18 protein-coding genes are annotated in these 19151 nt (G+C 74.0%); 4 read left to right on the plus strand and 14 right to left on the minus strand.

Translation table 11 applies throughout. The features are described 5' to 3' along the window. Both MNZ39_RS13190 and MNZ39_RS13195 read left to right on the plus strand, forming a co-directional pair. Window positions 1–850: amidohydrolase family protein (locus tag MNZ39_RS13190; protein ID WP_242339192.1), on the plus strand; the 850-nt coding region annotated here is incomplete at its 5' end. 103 nt (window positions 851–953) lie between these two features. After that, window positions 954–2786 (plus strand): PAS domain-containing sensor histidine kinase, encoded by a 1833-nt coding sequence (locus MNZ39_RS13195; RefSeq protein ID WP_242339196.1) that lies wholly within the window; start codon window positions 954–956, stop codon window positions 2784–2786. Window positions 2787–2798: 12 nt separating this feature from the next. Here MNZ39_RS13195 and MNZ39_RS13200 read toward each other — a convergent pair whose 3' ends face one another. Genes MNZ39_RS13200 through MNZ39_RS13235 form a run of 8 tightly spaced genes read right to left on the minus strand, consistent with a single transcriptional unit; the run spans window position 2799 to window position 11399 of the window. Continuing rightward, a complete protein-coding gene (locus MNZ39_RS13200) occupies window positions 2799–3374 on the minus strand; it encodes a GbsR/MarR family transcriptional regulator (RefSeq protein ID WP_242339198.1) in 576 nt (191 codons plus the stop codon). Between the two features lie 11 nt (window positions 3375–3385). Further along, the gene (locus MNZ39_RS13205) at window positions 3386–4291 is read right to left on the minus strand and encodes a 4-hydroxybenzoate octaprenyltransferase (RefSeq protein ID WP_242339201.1); all 906 of its coding nucleotides are present in this window, start codon (window positions 4289–4291) and stop codon (window positions 3386–3388) included. Then, window positions 4288–5514, minus strand: a complete 1227-nt coding sequence (locus MNZ39_RS13210; protein WP_242339204.1) for an amidohydrolase family protein — start codon at window positions 5512–5514, stop codon at window positions 4288–4290. The genes MNZ39_RS13205 and MNZ39_RS13210 overlap by 4 nt, the downstream gene beginning before the upstream one ends. Continuing rightward, the gene (mqnC, locus tag MNZ39_RS13215) at window positions 5511–7388 is read right to left on the minus strand and encodes a cyclic dehypoxanthinyl futalosine synthase (RefSeq protein ID WP_242339206.1); all 1878 of its coding nucleotides are present in this window, start codon (window positions 7386–7388) and stop codon (window positions 5511–5513) included. Before mqnC ends, MNZ39_RS13210 begins: the two co-directional genes overlap by 4 nt. An 8-nt stretch (window positions 7389–7396) precedes the next feature. Continuing rightward, entirely contained in the window at window positions 7397–8584 is a 1188-nt protein-coding gene (gene mqnE / locus MNZ39_RS13220) for an aminofutalosine synthase MqnE (RefSeq protein WP_242339207.1), read from the minus strand. Further along, window positions 8585–9175 (minus strand): UbiX family flavin prenyltransferase, encoded by a 591-nt coding sequence (locus MNZ39_RS13225; protein WP_242339209.1) that lies wholly within the window; start codon window positions 9173–9175, stop codon window positions 8585–8587. Then, window positions 9172–9873, minus strand: a complete 702-nt coding sequence (locus MNZ39_RS13230) for a ubiquinone/menaquinone biosynthesis methyltransferase (RefSeq protein ID WP_242339212.1) — start codon at window positions 9871–9873, stop codon at window positions 9172–9174. The genes MNZ39_RS13225 and MNZ39_RS13230 overlap by 4 nt, the downstream gene beginning before the upstream one ends. After that, window positions 9870–11399, minus strand: coding sequence for a menaquinone biosynthesis decarboxylase (locus tag MNZ39_RS13235; protein ID WP_242339214.1), 1530 nt, complete (start codon window positions 11397–11399; stop codon window positions 9870–9872). The genes MNZ39_RS13230 and MNZ39_RS13235 overlap by 4 nt, the downstream gene beginning before the upstream one ends. Before the next feature lie 128 nt (window positions 11400–11527). On the opposite strand from MNZ39_RS13235, the gene MNZ39_RS13240 reads away from it, so the two are divergent. After that, window positions 11528–11803, plus strand: coding sequence for a hypothetical protein (locus MNZ39_RS13240; protein WP_242339216.1), 276 nt, complete (start codon window positions 11528–11530; stop codon window positions 11801–11803). 14 nt (window positions 11804–11817) lie between these two features. Then, window positions 11818–12954 (plus strand): cellulase family glycosylhydrolase, encoded by a 1137-nt coding sequence (locus tag MNZ39_RS13245; RefSeq protein WP_242339218.1) that lies wholly within the window; start codon window positions 11818–11820, stop codon window positions 12952–12954. A 67-nt stretch (window positions 12955–13021) separates the two neighbouring features. Here the strand turns inward: MNZ39_RS13245 and MNZ39_RS13250 are convergent, their stop codons facing one another. From MNZ39_RS13250 to MNZ39_RS13275, 6 genes are all read right to left on the minus strand, one after another. Next, window positions 13022–13678, minus strand: coding sequence for a GNA1162 family protein (locus MNZ39_RS13250; protein ID WP_242339220.1), 657 nt, complete (start codon window positions 13676–13678; stop codon window positions 13022–13024). Window position 13679: 1 nt separating this feature from the next. Next, window positions 13680–14087, minus strand: a complete 408-nt coding sequence (locus MNZ39_RS13255) for a DUF4810 domain-containing protein (RefSeq protein WP_242339222.1) — start codon at window positions 14085–14087, stop codon at window positions 13680–13682. A gap of 2 nt (window positions 14088–14089) precedes the next feature. After that, the gene (locus MNZ39_RS13260; protein WP_242339224.1) at window positions 14090–14386 is read right to left on the minus strand and encodes a hypothetical protein; all 297 of its coding nucleotides are present in this window, start codon (window positions 14384–14386) and stop codon (window positions 14090–14092) included. An 8-nt stretch (window positions 14387–14394) separates the two neighbouring features. After that, window positions 14395–15351 carry a CsgG/HfaB family protein gene (locus MNZ39_RS13265; protein ID WP_242339226.1) on the minus strand — a complete coding sequence of 319 codons (957 nt, stop codon included), beginning with the start codon at window positions 15349–15351 and terminating at the stop codon, window positions 14395–14397. Between the two features lie 203 nt (window positions 15352–15554). Further along, entirely contained in the window at window positions 15555–16361 is an 807-nt protein-coding gene (locus MNZ39_RS13270) for a prohibitin family protein (RefSeq protein ID WP_242339228.1), read from the minus strand. Between the two features lie 24 nt (window positions 16362–16385). Then, window positions 16386–19082, minus strand: a complete 2697-nt coding sequence (locus MNZ39_RS13275) for a pitrilysin family protein (protein WP_242339230.1) — start codon at window positions 19080–19082, stop codon at window positions 16386–16388. Window positions 19083–19151 lie beyond the last annotated feature (69 nt).

Genomic DNA, 19151 nt, shown 5'->3' on the forward strand with positions numbered 1-19151 from the left:
CCTGCGGGCGGTGCTCGCCCACGGCGCGCGCGGCGCCGGCGGCGAGGAGGAGGTGCGCGCGTCGGCGGCGTTCGCCGCGCGGCACGCGACCGACGAGCGGCTCCGCGGCGCGGTCGGGATCGCCGGGCTCTTCGAAACCACCGAGGAGACGCTCGCGCTCGCCGGCGCGCACGCGGGCGCGGGCGTGCACGCCTGCCTGGGCGAGGACGAGGCCGACCTCGCGCACGCGTTCGCCCGGTTCGGCCGGCGGCCGCTGGAGGTCCTCGCCGCGCACGGGCTGCTCGGGCCGCGCACCCTCGTGGCGCACGGGGGGACCACCGTCCACGCCGAGGCGGTGATGGTCGCCGACGCGCGCGCCGTGCTCGCCGTGACGCCGCGCGCGGCGATGTTCTTCGGCGCCCCCGTGCCGGCGCTCCTCGACTTCGCGGGCCTCGGCGTGAGCATCGCGTTCGGCACCGACGGGCTCTTCCCGGACGTCGCCGGCGAGGCGTTCCACGCCGCGACGCTGCTCAGGCACGCCGGCCGGAGCGCGGGCGCGGCGGGCAGCCTCGTCGGCAAGGTCGCCTGGCCGACCGCGGCACGGCTCGCCTCGGAGGCGTTCGGCGAGACCCTCGGGTGCCTCGAGGCCGGCGCACTCGCCGACGTGGTCGTGCTCGACTGGCGACCGCCGGTGCCGCTGCCGGAGCTCCCTGGCGGCGATCTCGCCCTCCTGTGGGCGGGAGCGCCTGCGGCATGGGTCGTCGTGGACGGTGAGGTACGGCTCCGGGAGGGCCGGCTGCTCGGCGCCGACGAGGCGGCCATCGCGGCGGAGGCGCGCGAGGCGGCACGCGGCCTGCTCGACCCCGCCTGAGCGGGCGGCGCCGTGAGGAGGCCGGCCGCCCGGACGCACGCACCCCGAGGGCTACCTCCGAGGAGGATGCGCACGGCGCCGCGCGAAGCGCTAGGCTGCGCCGGTGCGCGTGCGCTTCCCGCCGCCCGAGCTCAGGCGCGCCGTGGCCTTGTCGCTCGGCGTCGCGTTCCCGCTCCTCTCCACGGCGCTCTCGCTGGCGATGCGCCCGCTCGTCTCCAGCGCTCCGCTCGCGCTGTACGTGCCGGCCGTCGTCTTCGCGACCTACCTGGGCGGGCTCGGGCCGGGGCTCCTCTCGCTCGGGCTCTCGGCGGGCCTGTGCGGCTGGTTCTTCATCGCGCCCTACGACGCGTTCGGGCCGTCGCAGGCGGAGGTGGTCGTCGTCTCGCTGTTCCTCGTCATCGGCGGCGTGCTCTGCTGGATCGCGGCGGCGCTGCGGGACGGGTACCTGGAGCGCGACGCGCACGCGCACCGCTTCGAATCGCTCGTGGCGACGAGCTCGGACGTCATCTGGACGACGACTCCCGAGGGGCTCGCGCACGCGGACTCGCCGTCGTGGCGCGCCTTCACCGGCCAGAGCCTGGCCGAGTACCGCGGCTCGGGCTGGCTCGACGCGGTCCACCCCGACGACCGGGACCGAGTGGCGCGGGGCTGGCGCGAGGCGGTCGCGCGGCGCGACCGGTTCGAGCTCGAGTACCGGCTGCGTCGGAGCGGGGGGGGCTTCGCGCCGGTGGTGGCGCGCGCCGCCCCGGTCGCCGACACTCGCGGGCGGGTGATCGAGTGGGTGGGCGCGTGCTCGGACCTCACGGCGCGCGAGACGGCGGAGGCGGCGCAGCGCGAGTCCGAGGAGTGGTTCCGCACGCTCCTCGGCGCCATCCCGCAGATGGTCTGGACCGCGGACGCCACGGGGCGCACCCAGTTCCAGAACCCGCAGATCCGCGAGTACACCGGCAAGACGGACGAGGAGCTCGCGAACGGCCGCTGGCGCACGCTCGTGCACCGCGAGGACCGCGCCCCGGTGGTCGCGTTCTGGAAGCGCATGCGCGACGAGGAGATCGGGGGTGACGGCACGCTCCGGCTCCTCGGCCGCGACGGCGAATACCGCTGGTTCCTCGTGCGCGCCGCCCCCCTGCGCGGCGCGGACGGGCGGCTGCGCCGGTGGGTGGGCACGCTCACCGACATCCACCTCCAGAAGGCCTCCGAGGACGCGAAGAACGAGGCGATCCGCGCCCGGGACGTGTTCCTCTCCGTGGCGAGCCACGAGCTCAAGACGCCCGTGACCGCGGCGCTCCTCCAGATCCAGCAGGCGCACCGGCTCCTCCGCAGGGAGCGAGTGTCGCCCGAGCTCGCGGGCGTCATGCAGCGCGTCGCGGCCAGCGCCGCGAGCGTCGAGCGGCTCGGCTCGCTCGTCGGCACGCTCCTCGACGTCTCGCACATCGCGACCGGGAAGCTCGACCTGGAGCGGAAGCGCTTCGATCTGACGGAGAGCGTCACGCAGGTCGCCGCGCGGCTCGCCGAGGCCGCCGACCGCGCACGCTGCCCGCTCGAGGTGGCCGTCGCGCCCGGGATCGCCGCCCTCGGCGACAGGCTCCGGGTGGAGCAGGTGATCACGAACCTGCTCGCCAACGCGATGAAGTACGGCGCGGGGAGCCCCATCGCGCTCGCGCTCGAGCGCCGCGACGGCGTCGCGGTGCTCACCGTGGCCGATCGCGGCATCGGGATCGCCCCGGAGGACCAGGTTCGCATCTTCGAGCCCTTCGAGCGCGCGGTGAGCGCGCGGCACTACGGAGGGCTCGGGCTCGGCCTGTGGGTCGCCCGGGAGATCATCGAGGCCGGCGGCGGCGCCATCCGCGTGGAGAGCCGGCCGCGGCAGGGGTCCACCTTCCACGTCGAGCTGCCGCTGGCGGATCTGGCGGGGACTGCGCCCTCGAGATCCTGAGAGTCGCCGCGCTCAGCGCCGCCCGAGCGCGTCGCTGATGGCCTTGAGGGGACCCGCGTCGACGCGGGCGCTGTCCACGAGGAGCTTCAGCACGTTCAGCGCCGCGCGGCACAGGTCCGCGAGGTGCTCGAGCCTCCGCACCTTGAAGCGCGCCGCGGCCTTCACGCCGGGGTCCACGTCCGCCATGGCGGCGCGCAGCTCGTGGAGCACCCGCTCGAACGTCGCGAGCGCCTCCTCCACCGCGCGCTTCTCTCGCGCGCGCAGCACGTTCGCGACGAGCCGCCAGACGTTCGTCTCCGCCTCGAAGTGCTCCTTGCGGTCGCCTGGGACCGCCACCGTGCGCACCACGCCCCAGTGGCGCAGCTCGGCGAGGCTCATGGAGAGGAGCCCGGTCGAGATGTGCAGCCGGTCGCACAGCTCCGGCGCCGCCAGCGGGCGCTCGGAGAGGAACAGCACCGCCCACACCCGCCCGAGCTGCCGCCGGAACCCCCACAGCTCCATGAGCGCTCCGACCGCGTCGGCGACGGCGAGGTCGGAGCGCGTGAGGGCGTGGGAGGTGGCGGGCGGGTGGGACGCGGTCGCGGTCATGGGCGGAGGCGTCAGGCGAGGGCGAGATCCACGAGCGCGGCGAGCGCGAAGGCGATCGACGCGAAGGCGTTGTAGTTGAAGAACGCGACGTTGATCCGCTCCGGCCGGAGCTGCCCGCGCGGCGCCACGTGGACGTGCTCGGCCGCGACCACCGCGGCGAGCACCACCGTCCCGGCGAACCAGCCCGCACCCCGGCCGCCGAGCACGCCTGCGAGGGCGACGCAGGCGATGGCGAGGACGTGGAGCCCGCGGGCCCAGGCGAGCGCGCCGCGCACGCCGAAGCGCGCCGGGATGGAGCGGAGCCCCGCGCCGCGGTCGTAGTCCATGTCCTGCAGCGAGTAGAAGACGTCGAAGCCGGCGATCCAGGCCCCGACCCCGAGGCCGAGCGCGATCGCCGAGGCGGGCGCCGCGCCGGTGAGGGCGATGGCGACGCCGATGGGCGCGAGCGCCTGCGCGACGCCCAGCCAGAGGTGGCAGGCCCAGGTGAAGCGCTTCGCGTACGAGTAGCCGAGCAGGATCGCCAGCACCGGCAGGGCGAGCCAGCCGCAGATGGGCGCGATGAGCGCCGCCGCGGCGACGAAGGTCGCGCCGCTCCCGGCGAGGAGCGCGATGGCCGCCGCGGGAGACACCTCGCCCGTCACGAGCTCGCGCCGCGCGGTGCGCGGGTTCCGCGCGTCGAAGGCGCGGTCGGCGATGCGGTTCATCGCCATCGCGGCGGTGCGCGCCGCGACGACGGCGAGCGCCACGAGCGCGAGCCGCACGGGCTCGAGCCGCGCCTCGCGCGAGACGAGCACCACCGCGGCCGCCACGAACGGCAGCGCGAAGAGCGAGTGGCTGAGCTTCACCATCCGCGCGAGCGCGGCGATGGTCCCGCCGGGCGCCGCAGGGGCGGCGCGGGCCGGAGTGGGAGAGGTCATGCGAGGGCCTCCGCGCGCGGGCGCGCGAGCCAGGTGAACGGGCGCTCCTCCGCGCCGAACGCCGAGACGACGAAGTCGAAGGGGTCCTCCACGCGCGCGCCCTCGAGCGGAGCGGCGAGGACGCCCGGCGCCGCGCCCGGCGCGAGCGCGCCGACGTGGGGCGCGCCGACCGCCAGCCCGTTCCACGCGAGCGGGAGGAGCGTCGCCGCCGGGATTCCCGGCAGCTCGCGGCGGAGCAGGGCGAGGTCCGCGAGCGGGGAGAGCGAGGGGCAGGAGGCGAGCGAGTCGGTGCCCACCGCGAGCGGCACGCCCGCGGCGAGGAGCGCCGCCACGGGCGGGAGCTTCCCGACGATGAAGCGGTTCGAGCGCGGGCAGAGGACCACCGTCGCGCCGGTGCGGGCGAGGAGGGCGACGTCGTCCTCGTCCACGTCCACGCAGTGGACCGCGAGGTGGTGGGGCGCGAGGTGCTCGGCGACGAACGCCACGGCCGAGCGCGCGCGGGGCCGGAGCGAGCGGGCCGCGCCGAGCGAGCTGAACATGCGGGCGAAGTCGCCGGTGCCGGTCGCGCACAGCGCGCGCTCGGCGGGATCCTCGGCGAGGTGGATGGAGGCGGGGCCGGCGGCGAGGAGCTGCCCGAGGGTCGCGCCGTGGGTGGAGTAGACCGCGTGGGGCGAGAGCGCGATGCGCAGGCCGGGCGCGGGCGGGCAGGCCGCGCGCGCGGCGCGGGCGCCTGCGAGCGCCGCCTCGATGCGCGCGGGCGTCACCCCGAACACCTCCTGGTAGACGGTGCCGGAGAACCCGGCCGCGGCGAGCGGCGCGACCGAGCCGAGCGTGTTCGAGACGTCCCCCACCGCCGCGACGCCGGCGCGGACCATGTCCTCGGCGGACATGATCATCGCCTGCGCCGCCTCCTCCTCGGGGCGCGGGAGCGCGCGGGCGGAGATGAAGAGGTGGATCCAGGCGGGGAGCCCCTCGCCGCCGGCGACCCGCCCGGCCATGTGCGAGAGCTCGAGGTGGAGGTGCGCGTTCACGAGCGCGGGGAGGATCACCGCGTCGAGCCGCTCGCCCGCGCCGAAGCGCTCCTCGACCGCGGCGCGCGGTCCGGCGGCGAGGACGCGATCGCCCTCGAGGGCGACGGCGCCGTCGCGGAGGGCGGCGGGGGTCGCGCCCGCGGCCGCCCGCCCGGCGAGCACCCAGGGCGCGCTGTAGACGCGCGGGGTCACGCGATCCGATCCCCCAGCCGCTCGTACTTCATGTTCCGCCGCACGGCGCGGAAGCCCGCGTCGCGGATGTGCCGCTCGACCTCCTCCGAGTCCATGCTGAAGGTCGTGCCCGCCGCCGAGACCACGTTCTCCTCGATCATCACCGAGCCGAAGTCGTTGCAGCCCATGTGCAGGGAGGCCTGGGCCACCCCGCCGCCCATGGTGACCCAGGAGGCCTGCAGGTTCGGCACGTTGTCGAGGACGAGCCGCGAGACCGCGTTCACCCGCAGGTAGGCCTGCGCGCTCGTGTCGGACGCGGTGAGCCGCGTGTTCGCCGACTGGAACGGCCAGCAGATGAAGGCGGTGAAGCCCCCCGTCTCGTCCTGCAGCTCGCGCAGCCGCGCGAGGTGCGCCACCCGGTGGCGCGCCTCCTCGCCGACGCCGAACATCATGGTGGCCGTGCTGCGTAGCCCCTTCACGTGGGCGGCCTTCATGACGGAGAGCCACTCGTCGGTCGAGCACTTGAGCGGCGCGATCCGGCGGCGCACCTCGTCGTCGAGGATCTCGGCGCCTCCGCCGGGGATCGAGTCGAGCCCGGCCGCGATGAGCCGCTGGATCGTCTCGTCGAGGGGCAGGTCGCTCGTGCGGGCGATGTGCCAGATCTCCTCGGGCGAGAGCGCGTGCAGGTTGATCACCGGCCACTTTTCCTTCACCCAGCGGAACAGCTCCTCGTACCACTCCACGCCGAGGTCCGGGTGCAGGCCGCCCTGGAGGAGGATCTCGATGCCGCCGAGCGCCACCGTCTCGTCGATCTTGCGGGTCAGCTCGTCGCGGTCGAGGACGTACGCGTCCTTGTGGCCGCGCGGCCGGTAGAACGCGCAGAAGTGGCACGCCGTCGTGCAGACGTTCGTGTAGTTCACGTTGCGCGAGACGATGTAGGTGACGGCGCCGTCCGGGTGCAGCGCGCGGCGGCGCGCGTCGGCGGCGAGGCCGAGCTCGAGGAGGGGGGCCTTCTCGTCGAGCAGCTCCGCCTCGTCGGCGTCGAGCCGCTCGCCGTCGGCGCCCTTCTGCAGCGCGGTGTCGAGCGAGACCACCCGCCGGGTGCGCGCCGTGCGGACCACGTCGTCGACGAAGCGGAGCTTCATCGGCGGCAGGAAGCCCTTCTCGGCCGCTCGGGCGAGGAACGCCTCCAGGCCGTCGAGCTCGTGCGGCCCGAGCCCGTAGCGGATCCGCTGGGTGAGGTAGCGGCGGTAGCGCTCCGGATCGCCGCCCTTCTGCGCGGCGAAGCGCTGGGCGAGCTCGGTCCGGACGCCGAGGCCGTGCTGCGCGGCGCGCGTCAGCTCCTGCACGTCCTCCGGCGAGACGCGGCCCGGCCGCGCCGCCCAGAGCGCGAAGATCATGGGCAGGCCCGTGAGGTGCGTCCACTCTCGCCCGAGATCGACGATGTGGTTCGCGCGCACCCCGAAGCCGCGGTCGCCGATGACGAGCGCGCCCTTCCGGCCCTTGGCGCGCGCGAGCCCCTCGTCGGCCTGCATCGGCGTGAACGTCGGGTGAACGCCCATCTCGTCGAGGACGATCTTGGCGAGCACGTGCGAGGTGCGCGAGGCGGTGTCGAGGAACACCTCGTCCCAGATCGCGGGCGACTGCTCGCCGGCGAGGACCACCGTCTGCACCGGCCCGTCCGCGCCGATGGCGATGCCGGGCACGATCTCGTACTCGCCCTTGGTGAGCGCGGCGACCGAGACGAGCGCGAGATCCACCTCGCCGGCCTCCAGCATCGCGGCGCAGCGCGACGGCTCGGCGAGGACGAGCTCGATCCGCTCGGAGCCCTCGAGCCCGACGGTGAGCGGGTGGGCGTTCAGGAAGGAGACGGCGGCGGCGCGGAGCTTCGGCATGGCGGGTCCTAGACTCGGCGGGCGGCGGCGGCGAGCGGGGGGTCCACGGGGGCGGGGGTCGCGGCCGCCCCTGCGCCATCATGCACCTTCAGCACGCGGTAGAGGCTGTCGCGCTCCGCCGGCACGCGACCCGCGGCGCGGATGAGGTCGTGCAGCGTCCGCTCCGAGAGCGCCTGCGGCACGGTCGAGCCGGCCATGTGGTAGATGCGCTCCTCGAGCACGGTGCCGTCCACGTCGTCCACGCCGAACGCGAGCGACGTCTGGGCGAGCCGCTCGCCGAGCGACACCCAGTACGCCTTCACGTGGTCGAAGTTGTCGAGGTAGAGACGCGCCACCGCCAGCGTGCGCAGCGCGTCGTAGCCGGTCGGCTTGGGGAACGCCTTGCCGATCATGTTGTGCTCGGGGTGGAACGCGAGCGGGATGAAGACCTGGAACCCGCCCGTCTCGTCCTGCAGCTCGCGCAGGAGCCGCATGTGATCGACGCGCTCGTCGAGCCGCTCGATGTGGCCGTAGAGCATGGTCGCGTTCGTCTTGAGGCCGAGCCGGTGCGCGGTGCGGTGGATCTCGAGCCACTGCTCGGCGGTCGCCTTGTCGTCGCAGATCTTGCGGCGCACGCGCTTCGCGAAGATCTCGGCGCCGCCGCCGGGCATCGTGTCCATGCCCGCCGCGTGCAGCTCGCGGAGCACCTGCTCGTAGCTCTTCCCGAACTTCTCCGCGAAGAAGTGGATCTCGATGGCGGTGAACGCCTTGATGGCGAGCTCGGGCCAGGCGGCGCGGATCCGGCGCAGGAGCTCCGGGTAGTAGTCCCAGGGGAGCTCGGGGTGGAGGCCGGAGACGATGTGGACCTCGGTGATCCCGAGGCCGCGGCGCGCGAGCACCTTCGCGACCGCGTCGTCGAGGCTCATCGTGTAGCCCTCGGACGCCACCTGATCGTCCTTGCGCGCGAACGAGCAGAACTTGCAGGTCGCGACGCAGACGTTGGTCGGGTTCAGGTGGACGTTGCGGTTGTAGAAGGTGAGGTCGCCGTGGCGCGCCTCGCGGACGTGGTTCGCGAGCGCGCCCACCGCGGCGAGGTCGGTCGCCTCGAGGAGGCGCAGCGCGTCGGCGTCGGAGAGCCGCTCGCCGGCGAGGACCTTGTCGCGGATGGGGCCGAGGCCGTCGCGCTCGAGGGCGCGGTGCGCGAGGGTCGAGATCATCTAGGGTTCCTCCACCGGCTCGGGGGCGCGGGGCACGAGCCCCTCCCAGCGCTTCATGAGCTCGTTCGGCAGGCCGAGCCGGTCGAGCACGCGCGACACGACCGTGTCGACGAGCGCCTCGATGGTCTTCGGCCCGGAGTAGAACGACGGCGAGGCGGGCAGCACGACGGCGCCCGCCTCGATGACCTGGGTGATGGCCCGGGCGTGGACGAGCGAGAGGGGCGTCTCGCGCAGCACGAGCACGAGCTTCTTCCCCTCCTTCAGCATCACGTCACCGGCGCGGCCGACGAGGTCGACCGAGATGCCGTGCGCGATCCGCGCGAGGGCCCCCGACGAGCACGGGACGACGACCATGCCGTCGTACTGCGCCGAGCCGGAGGCGAACGGCGCGGTGAAGTCCTGGTTCTTCCAGACCCGGAACGGGTAGCGCGGCTCGGAGCCGATCTCCTGCTTCCAGACCTGCTTGCCGGTCTGCGTGAAGACGAGGTCCAGCGAGACGCCGTGCTTCTCGCCGTTCGCGGCGACGAAGTCGAGTAGCCGCTTCGCGTAGGGCGCGCCGGACGCGCCGGAGACGGCGACGACGAGCTTCACGCGCGCACCGCCGTCACGAGGCCGCACACGCCCGGGAAGAGCGTCTCGCCGCGCACCTCCCGGAACCCCGCCCGCCGGGCCGCCTCCTCGAACTCCGGGCGCGAGGCGAAGCGCTCCATGGAGGCGACGAGGTAGCGGTACGCCTCCGGATCGGGCGAGAGGATCCGGCCCAGGATGGGCAGCGCGAGCCGGTTGTACGCGCCGTGCACGAACCGCGAGCCTTTGGACTCCGGCCGGAAGAACTCGAGCACGCCGAGGCGGCCGCCGGGCTTCAGCACGCGCGCGAGCTCGGCGAGCCCCGTCTCGTAGCGCTCCAGGTTCCGCATCCCGAAGGTCACGGTGGCGAGGTCGAAGCGCGCCCCGCGGAACGGCAGCGCCATCGCGTCCGCCTGGGAGGCCGGCAGCCCGGTCTTCTCGACGCCGCGCGCCAGCATCTGGAACGAGAAGTCGGCGCCGACGATGCGCAGCCCCGGCGCGCGCCCGCGGGCGAGCGCGGCGACGTCCATGGTGCCGGCGCACAGGTCGAGCAGCGCCTCGCCGTCCCGCGGCGCGAGGTCCGCGAGGAGCCGCCGCCGCCAGGCCTGATCGACCTTCAGCGTCATGACGCGGTTGAGCAGGTCGTAGCGGGGGGCGATGCGGTCGAACATCGCCCGCACCGCGGAGCCGCGCTGCGCCTCGCCGGGGAGCGGGACGGTCACTGGAGGATCCCTCCGCGCCGGGGAGTCCACGAGGCCGCGGGCGGCGCCGCGATGCGGGGGCGGCGCGGCTTCGGTGCGCCCGGGACGAGGCGCTCGTAGAGCGCGTCCATGCGCGCGACCACCTCGGGCGGGTGGACGCAGACCTCCGGCCACTCGCGCCCGCCCTCCTCGGCCCACTTGCGCGTCGCGTCCACGCCGATCTTGCCGCCGAAGGCGAAGTGCGCGGCGGCGTGGTCGAGCACGTCCACCGGCCCGTCGGCGATGACGAGGTCGCGCTTCACGTCCACGTTCGCGAAGGCGCGCCACGCGGCCTGGGAGACGTCCTGCACGTCCACGTCCTCGTCGAACACCACGAGCGTCTTCGTCTGCGCCATCTGGCCGGAGCCCCACAGGCCGTGGATGACCTTCTTCGCCTGGCCGGGGTGGTCCTTCTTGATGGAGACGAGGCAGAGGTTGTGGAACACGCCCTCCACCGGCATCGCCATGTCGACGATCTCCGGGAAGATCATCTGCAGCATGGGCAGGAACATCCGTTCCGTCGCCTTGCCGAGCCACTGGTCCTCGACCGGCGGCGGGCCCACCACGGTGGCCGGGTAGACGGCGTCGCGCCGGTGCGTCACCGCGACGACGTCGAGCGCGGGGTAGTCGTCGGCGAGCGAGTAGAAGCCGGTGTGATCGCCGAAGGGTCCCTCGCGCACGAGCGGCGCGGCGGTGTCCACGAAGCCCTCGATGACGAGGTCCGCGTCGGCCGGCACGTCGAGGTCCACCGCGACGCCCTTCGCCATGCGCACCGCCTCGCCGCGCAGGAACCCGGCGAACAGGTACTCGTCGACGTTCGGGGGCAGCGGCGCGGACGCGCAGTAGGTGAGGGCGGGATCGCCGCCGAGCGCGATGGCGACGGGCATCCGCTCGCCGCGCTTCTGGTAGGCGCGGTAGTGCGCGGTCGCGGTCTTGTGGAGCTGCCAGTGCATGGCGAGCCGCCTCGGCCCGAGCACCTGCAGCCGGTACATCCCGACGTTGCGGATGCCGGTCTCCGGGTCGCGCGTGATGACCTGCGGGAGCGTGATGAACGGCCCCCCGTCGTGCGGCCAGGTGGTGAGCACCGGCAGGCTCCCGAGATCGGGCTCGCGGACGACGACCTCCTGGCTCGCCGCGGACGAGACGTGCTTCGGCGTCATCGTCGCGAGCTTCCCGAGCTTCGGGAGCATCTTGAGCTTGTCCCAGAGCGACTGCGGCGGGGCGAGGTGCAAGAGCGCGCGCAGCTCCCGGGCGTGCTCCTCGAAGTCCTCGGAGGAGAGCGCCCAGCTCGTGCGGCGGCGCGTCCCGAACAGGTTCATCGCGACCGGGAACCCGCCGGGCGCCCGCCCCTTCAAGTTCTCGAAGAGGAGCGCCGGTCCACCCTGCTTCGCCGCGCGGTCCGCCAGCGCGGCCATCTCGAGCACGGGGTCGACCGGCTCCTTCACGCGGACGAGCTCGCCCGCCGACTCGAGCCGATCGAGGAACTCCCGCAAGGAGCGGTAGGCCATGGCGCGGCGATCTGTACCAGTGGCGCCGCCGGGTTTCAATGTTCGTTGAACGGAAAGGCCCCGCGCGCGGCGGGCCCCGCGGCGCGACGGTTTCCCCCGGCGCGAAGGTCGGATACAACGCGGGCCCGATGGACCGCCGGAACCAGGCCCGCACCCTCGTCGCCAGCGCGCTCGCCGAGATCGAGGCGGAGCTCGCGGCCCCGAAGTACCAGCTCTGCCCGACCCAGCTCGGCGCCTGCCGGGACACGCTCCGGTCCTACCTGACCTCCCTCGAGGCGGGCGCCCTCCCGCCGAAGCGCGATCGCGAGGAGGGCCTCGGCCGGATGATCGCGGACTCCTGGCCGTTCGACGTGCCGCTCGGCGCGCTCGTGCTTCGCGCCGAGCGCGCGTGGCGCAATGCCTGAGTGGGCCGGCGCCCATGCGCGCGGCGCTCCTCGCCCTCATCTTGCTCGGCGTGACCGCCTGTGACGCCGGGCCGGATCTGGAGGAGGAGGCCGCCGCGTGCGAGGAGGGGCCGCCGTCCGCCCTGCCCGGCGTGGACGGCCACCTCGTCGCGCTGAACGCGTACTACCTCCAGGAGGAGGCGACGCGCGCGCTCCGCCGCGGGGAGGTGGAGGCCGCGGCCGTCGAGGAGACGCTCGCGAAGGCGGCCGCGCTCGGGGTGCGCGCGGTGCGCACGAACGCGTTCAACGACGGCGCGGGCGACGCGGCGATGCAGACGGCGCCGCTCGTCTACGACGAGCTCGCCCTGCGCGGCCTCGACCTCGTCCTCGCCCGCGCGCGCGCCCACGGGCTCCGGCTCGTCCTGCCGCTCGCGAACCGCTGGGACGACTACGGCGGCCAGCGCCAGTACGTCGCGTGGGCGGGGCTCCCCGCGCCGCGCGAGGGCGATCCGCGCTTCTTCACGGAGCGCGCGGTGGTCGAGCACTTCCGCGCGCACGTGGCGGCGCTCCTCGACCGGGTGAGCACGGTCGACGGCATCCGCTGGGGCGACCACCCCGCCGTGCTCGCCTGGGAGCTCGTGAACGAGCCCCGCGCGGAGGGCGTCTCGCGGGAGGCCCTCCGCGCCTGGGTGGACGAGGTCGCCGCGCTCGTGAAGGCGCGCGCGCCCGGCCACCTCGTGGGCTCAGGCGAGGAGGGGCTCGACGGCGAGGAGTTCGCGCTCCTCACCGCGTCGCCGTACGTCGACTACGCGAGCGTGCACCTCTACCCGGAGGCGTGGGGCGTCCCGGCGGACTTCGCGGCGTTCTTCGGCGCGGGGTTCCTCTCCGAGCGGATCGCGACCGCGCGCCGGCTCGGGAAGCCGCTCCTGGTCGGCGAGCTGGGGCTCCGCAACGACGGGCTGCCGCTCGAAGATCGCCGCGCGATCTACCGCGGCTGGTTCCGCTGCATCCGCCGGGCGGGCGGCGCGGGCGTCGCGCCCTGGCTGTTCGCCTACGACGCGCGGCCGGACGGGTGGGACCCGTACACGTTCCGCTGGCGGGACGGCACCGACCCCGCCGATCCGGTGAACCGCTACGCGGACCTCGTGCGCGACGCCGCTGCGCTGCCTTGACCGTCGGTTCACGCAGGATCGCACGCACCCTGGGCGCCCGCCTGCCCGCCGGTGCGCCCTCCCGCGATCAGAGCCGCGTGTCGGCGACGAGGTCCTTGCCGTACTCGGGCCGGTAGGGCCCGGCGGGGAAGCCGGGGCCGGGGAAGGACAGCGCCTTCCAGTTCGCCTGGCGCGCGAGCGGCATGTAGTTCGGTGAGGCCTTCGTCACCGCGGCGGCCACCATCGCGCCGATGATCCCGCCGCCGTTCGAGTCCGGCTGATAGGCCATCGCCTCGTGGTCCGTCCAGAGCGTCTCGCCGGTCTTGCCGTCCTTGAGGACGTACTCGAACTCGACGTTCACCTGCGTCGTGACGACGAGGTACTTCGCCTCCCACTTCTCGATGGAGACGTACAGCACCGCGTCGGCGCCGAAGAGCGCGCAGAGCCGTCCGGGATCGGCGCCGTGCACGAGCGCGGCGTCGGCGAGCCCGTCGTCCTCGAGGAGGCGCTTCACGAGGTTCACCGGGAAGACGTAGTAGCCCCGCTCCGCCACCGGGATGGGCAGCGTGGAGAGGAAGTAGTCCGCGGCGTCCACGTTCACGCTCTTGTTGACCACCGGGACGATGAGGATCGCGCGCGGCTGCGCCGCGACGAACTTCGAGTAGTCCTTGCGCGGAGCGGTGGCGCAGGCGGAGAGGAGCGCGAGGATCGCGGCTGCGACGGCGACGCGGGCGTGCCGGGACATGTCAGCTCCTCTTCAGCGCGCCCGCGGGACCCTTCGCCGGCGTGGACGGGTTCGTGGCGCGCTTCTGCTGCGCGTTGCGGATCATCTTGTCCATGAGGACCCGCGACTCGGGCCACTGGTCGCGCTCTCGCTGGAAGTAGGCGATGGCGTCGTCGTGGCGCCCCTCCTCCATGAGCGCCCAGCCGTACTCGGCGAGGCAGCCGGGGGGCACCTTCTCGCCGCGCTGGGTGGCGTCGCGGATCACGGCGTCGAGGCTCGCCACGAAGCGCTCGCGCTCCTGGGGGTTCTTGTAGTGCACGTACAGCGCCTCGTCGTAGTCGCCCCAGGCGTACATCGTCTGGTGCCGGGCGCAGCCCTGGAGGACGGCGAGGAGCGCGACGGAGGAGAGGAGCAGGGTCGTCCGGTTCATCGTCAGTGCACCTGGATGGTCTTGAGCTCGCTCTCCACGAACACCTTCTGGCGGTGCAGCACGTTCCCGGCGCCGTCGCGCACGTCCACCTCGTGCGAGCCCGGCTCGACGAGCAGCACGTTCGGGTGGCCGTCGTACGCGCTCGCCGCGCCCGCCGGCTCGCCGTCGACGAACAGGACGGCGCCCGCGGGCGCGCCTGCCACGGCGAGGCTGGGGCGCGTGTCGGGCGTGCGAACCACCGTCTGCGGCATCGCGCAGGCGAGCGCGAGCATCGCCAGCATGAGGATCTTCCCCGTCATGGCGCACCTCACGACTTCGGCTCCGTCACGAACAGCTTCGCGAGCGCGGCGGGCTCGACCCGGCCGCTGAGCACCTCGCAGGCGGCGCCCTCGTTCGTCTCGCTGTCGCCGAACAGGCTCACCACCCGCAGCGTGGCGACCTGCTTCGGCGGGAGCGTCACCTCGAAGCCGGTCTGCTTGCTCTTCACCGTCGCGCCCGCCTCCATGACCGCGAGGGTGTCGCCCTCGCGGAGGCCCTGGTGCTTGCCGCCGGTGATGAACAGCTGCGCGCCCTGCACCTCGAGGATGTCCGTGCGCCAGGGGCGATCGGCGAGCGTGGCCGCCAGGCGATCGATGACGTCGGAGATGGCCGCGGCGATGGCGCGGTCGTTGAGCGTGGCGTCGTACTCGGAGTGGCTGCCGAACCCGGCGATCTCGCCCGACTCGGTGCTCGCCTCGCCGGCCCCGATCGCGGAGAAGTAGGCGTGGCCGGTCTTCACGTCCACGAGGCGGACGTCGACCTTGGCGTGCGCGAGCTGGACCTTGGTGCTGCTCAAGAACCCGCTCTTCCCGCCGACCGAGCGGCCGAACTCGGTGACCGAGCCGGTGATCACCGTGTCGGCCCCGACGAGCTTTCCGCCGGAGAGCTGCTGCTCGCGCTCGAGCTTCTGGAGATCCGGGCGCTCCAGGACGACGAAGTTCCCGGACATGATGAGCCGGGAGGCGAGCATGTCGGAGGCCTGCTTGCCGATCCGGTCGAGATCGGCGTCGTTCAGCAGCGACCGCCCGTAGTTCGTCTCGTTCGAGAAGCGCGCGATCGCGAGCTTCATCTTGTAGCGCTTGGCAGCGGGCGCCCGGCGCGCCTCCTGCGCGGACAGCTGCGCCGCCTTCGGCACCGGCGACTCGGCCGGCGCGGGCTTCTCCGACACCGTCGCGCAGGCCTGCAACAGCAGGGCGGCGCCGGCGGCGATCCCGATCCTTCTCATCGTTCCCCTCCACCGCGCAGAGGCGCGGGCGAGCACGGACGCGCAGTCTCTCACGGAGGGCCCATCACCGGGCGAGAACTCCACGCCGGGTGGTGTCCGTGACCGTGGGTGAGGTGGGTGTGCGCGCGCGGCGCACGCGGCCGCTCGCGAGCGGAGCTCGCCCGCGGCCGGAACGACGCGTGGGGGGGTAGCGCCCCGCGCCGCTACTTGTCGCCCTGGAAGATGAGGGGCAGGCCGCTCTTCGGGCTGCCCACGATCACGACCTTGGCGTTCGGGCTCGCCGCGAGCCGCTCGGTGGCCTCGATCCCCTTGAACTGCAGGTACTCCGGCGTGAGGCCCTGGCGCACGATGTTCTGGTACTTGAGGATGCCCTCCGCCTCGATCTGCTTGCGCTGCGCCTCCTGGCGCTCGCGATCGAGCGTGAACTTCATCTTCTGCGCGCGCTGCTCCTCGGCGAGCTTGTCGGAGATGGCGGTCTTGATCGCGTCGGGCAGCTCGACGTCGCGGACGAGCACCGCCTCGACCACGACGTGCTTCCCCTGGAGCGCCTTCGTCACCTCGGCGTAGATCTGCTGCTCGATCTCCTCGCGCTTCGTGGAGTAGATCTCCTCCGGCTGGTAGCGGCCGAAGACCTTGCGCGCCTCGGAGCGGACGATGGGCGCGATGAGCTTCGAGTCGTAGTCCGGGCCGATCTGGGTCTGGAGCTCGTACAGCTCCTGCAGCATCGGGCGGAAGCGGACGCTCGCGTCCACGCGCAGCGGCAGGCCGTTCGAGGAGAGCACCGAGAGCTGCTCCTTCATCTCGTGCACGCGCGTGTCGTAGGGGATGACGCTGTTCCACAGCGGCATCACGTGCATGCCCTCGTCGAGCACCTCCCGGCTCGTGCCGCCCCCGAGCGTCTTGAAGACGATCCCGCGGTGGCCGGAGTCGACCGTCGGGCAGCGGCAGGCCTCGAGGAAGGGCGCGACGGCGAGCGAGACGTAGAGCAGCGTACGGACGACCTGGCGCATGGGATCTCCTGGCTGGCGGGTAGCCTACCGCGCCGGCTGCGGCGCGGGGAGCACCTCTGGTGACAACCCTGCGTCCCTGAGCGCCGGGGCGAGCGTCGCGGCGTCGCCCTGCACGACGATCTGTTCGCGTCCCACGTTCACGGCCTGGGCGGCGGCCTGGATGCGCTCCGGCGTGAGCGAGGCGATCGAGGCCGGGAGGCCCTCCCACGCGTCGAGCGGCAGATCGGAGAAGAAGAGCTCCTCCACGGCGCCGATACGCTGGCTCGTCGTGTCGAACCGGAACGCCTGCCAGCGCGCGACGAGCCAGCGCGCGAGGTTCGCGTCCACCGAGGCGAGCGGACGCGCGGCGAGGTTCCTCACCGCGTCGAGCGCCGCCTGGATCGCGCCGGGGACCTGCCTCGCGTCGAGCGTCGCCCAGGTCGACAGCGTCGGCGCGTGTGGCAGTCCGCCGTGATGGATGAGGATCCGGCCGGCCGGGCCCGCGAGCGCGACGAGGCGCGTCCCGACGTCGTGCTGCACCGCCAGGAGGGCCGCCTCGTCCGAGCCCTTGCGCAGCGGGAGGCGGTAGGCGACCGCGACCGTGGCCAGCTCGGCGCCGGGCACGTCCACGAGGAGCACGTGCCGCCGCGCCGGCAGGGGCGGCGAAGCGTGCTCTCCCGGCGCCGAGGTGCGCCGCTTCCACCCGCCGAAGCGGGCCTCGACGTCCGCGAGCAGCTCCTTCGTGGGCATGATCTTGCCGGCGATGACGAGGAGCGAACGCTCGGGGCGGAGCTGCTCGAGGAGCCAGCGCCGGGCGGGCTCGGCCTTCAGCCCGGCGAGCGGCGCGCTCGCGAGGGGATCGTCCTCCGGCGAGTAGAGGGCGGACGAGATCGCGAGCCCGGCGCGCATCGACGCGCTCGTCGCCTCTCCCCTCGCCAGTGATGACGTCATGCCCTCGCGAACGGCGTCCACGCGGTCTCCGTCGAGGCTTCGCCGCGTCCAGCAGGCGAGCCGCCCGAGCATCTCCGGGAGCGCGTTCGCCGAGCCGCGCTCGCGGAAGGAGATCTTCTCCCGCCTGGGGAGGAACGGGCTCGCACGGCAGGTGTGCCCTCCCGCGAGCGTCCACGCCTTCTCCGAGGCCGCGAGGGCGATCGACGGCACGAGGGACCCTCCCGCACCACCCACGGGATCCGAGTCCACGAGGAGCCGGGCCTCCACGATCGGGCGCTCGCCGTGGGGCAGGACCACCACGCGGAGCCCGTTCGAGAGCCGCGTCTGGAAGGCCTCGCCGAGGCGAGGCGGGTCCAGGAGCTCCCGGACCTCGGTCGCGCCGGGCGCCGCGGCCCCCCGGGTACGGACCATCGGGATCCACGCGCCCGGCTCGTCGAGCGGCGCCTCCGTGGGCGGACCGCCGGCGCCGGGAAGCACCGCCACGGAGACCGCGCGCTCGACCGTGATCCACTTGCGGTAATACTCCTCGAACGATCGACCGAGCTGGGTCCGTGCCTCCCGGGCGAAGGCGGCGAGCGGGTCCGGCTCGCCGGTCGCGCGCAGCCTCCACGCCGCCTCCGGCCCCGGGCCCTCCTCCATGTCCCACAGCCCGACGTCGATCCGCCGCGCGAGCGCGCGGACGGCGACGTGCTGGGCGTAGTCGTCGAGCGCTCGCGCGTCGTACGCGGAGTGCAGGAGCGCGTTTCGCACGGGCGCCGCGTCCTCCGCGCTGCGCAGCTCGATCCGCGCGAGGAGCGCGGAGCCCTGGTGGCCGCGCTCGAGCGTGAGCGTCACCCCGGTGACCCGCGCGGCCAGATCGCCCTCACGGGCGCGCCAGAGGCGCTGCTGGAGGACGACGGTCGCGGCGAAGGCGCTCGCGCTCGTGCCGTCCTTCATCCCCGGGAGCGGCCACGCGAGCCAGAGGTGGGGCTTCGTGCCAGGGATCGAGCGAGTCTGCATGTCGGTCCAGAGGACCGGCTCCCGGCCGGCGACGGACGGTCGCTCGGCAGGGGAGACGCGTGGCTCGTCGGGTGCGCCGGTCGTCGCGAGCGCGCCGAAGGCGGCGAGGACCCGCCGGACGGCCTCGCTGGGTGCCTCGGGGACGCTCACGACGAGGACGAGGCGATCGGGGACGAGATGCTGGCTCGCCCAGGAGCGGACGTCCTCGAGCGTCAGCGCGCGCACGGACTCGGGCGTGGGCGGGGCGCGGTCGTAGCGCGTGCCGCGCCACGCGAGCGCGAAGACCGAGGCGCCCTCGGTCGCGCCTTGGTCCGCCGCGAGCTCGCGCGCGAGCGCCTCGCCCTCGCGCGCGACCTCCTCCTTCGTGATCCCCGCGAGCGGCTCGCGAAGCCGGTCCGCCTCGATCGCGAGCGCCTCGTCGAGCCGGGCGAGCCGCACGATCGACTGGAAGTCCGTCGAGTCGGCGCCGACCTTCGCGGAGTCGATGACGCCCGCCGCGAACAGCCGCTCCCGCAGCCGGAGCCCGCCGCTCGCCGGAGCGGCGACCGCGGTGAGCCGCGCGGCGAGCCGCGCGAGGCCTTCCTTCCCGCGGGGATCGTCCGCGTCTCCGACGTCGTACGACGCGATCACCGTCGCGCGCTTCGCGTGCGAGGTCCTGAACGCAACGAGCCGCAGCCCGGTCGGATAGGTCGCGAAATGACCCTGGTACCGGAACGGCTCGACCGGCGGGCGCTTCACGCTCGTGGCGCAGGAGAGCGCGGCGCAGGCGAGGGCCACGAGGGGGAGGCGCATGCCCCGAAGCCCTAGCACGCTCGGTGACGGTGCGTCGAGGATCGCACTCCGGGCGCGGGGCCCGGAACG

The sequence above is a fragment of the Anaeromyxobacter sp. SG66 genome (assembly GCF_022690805.1).
Classification (GTDB): Bacteria; Myxococcota; Myxococcia; order Myxococcales; family Anaeromyxobacteraceae; genus Anaeromyxobacter; species Anaeromyxobacter soli.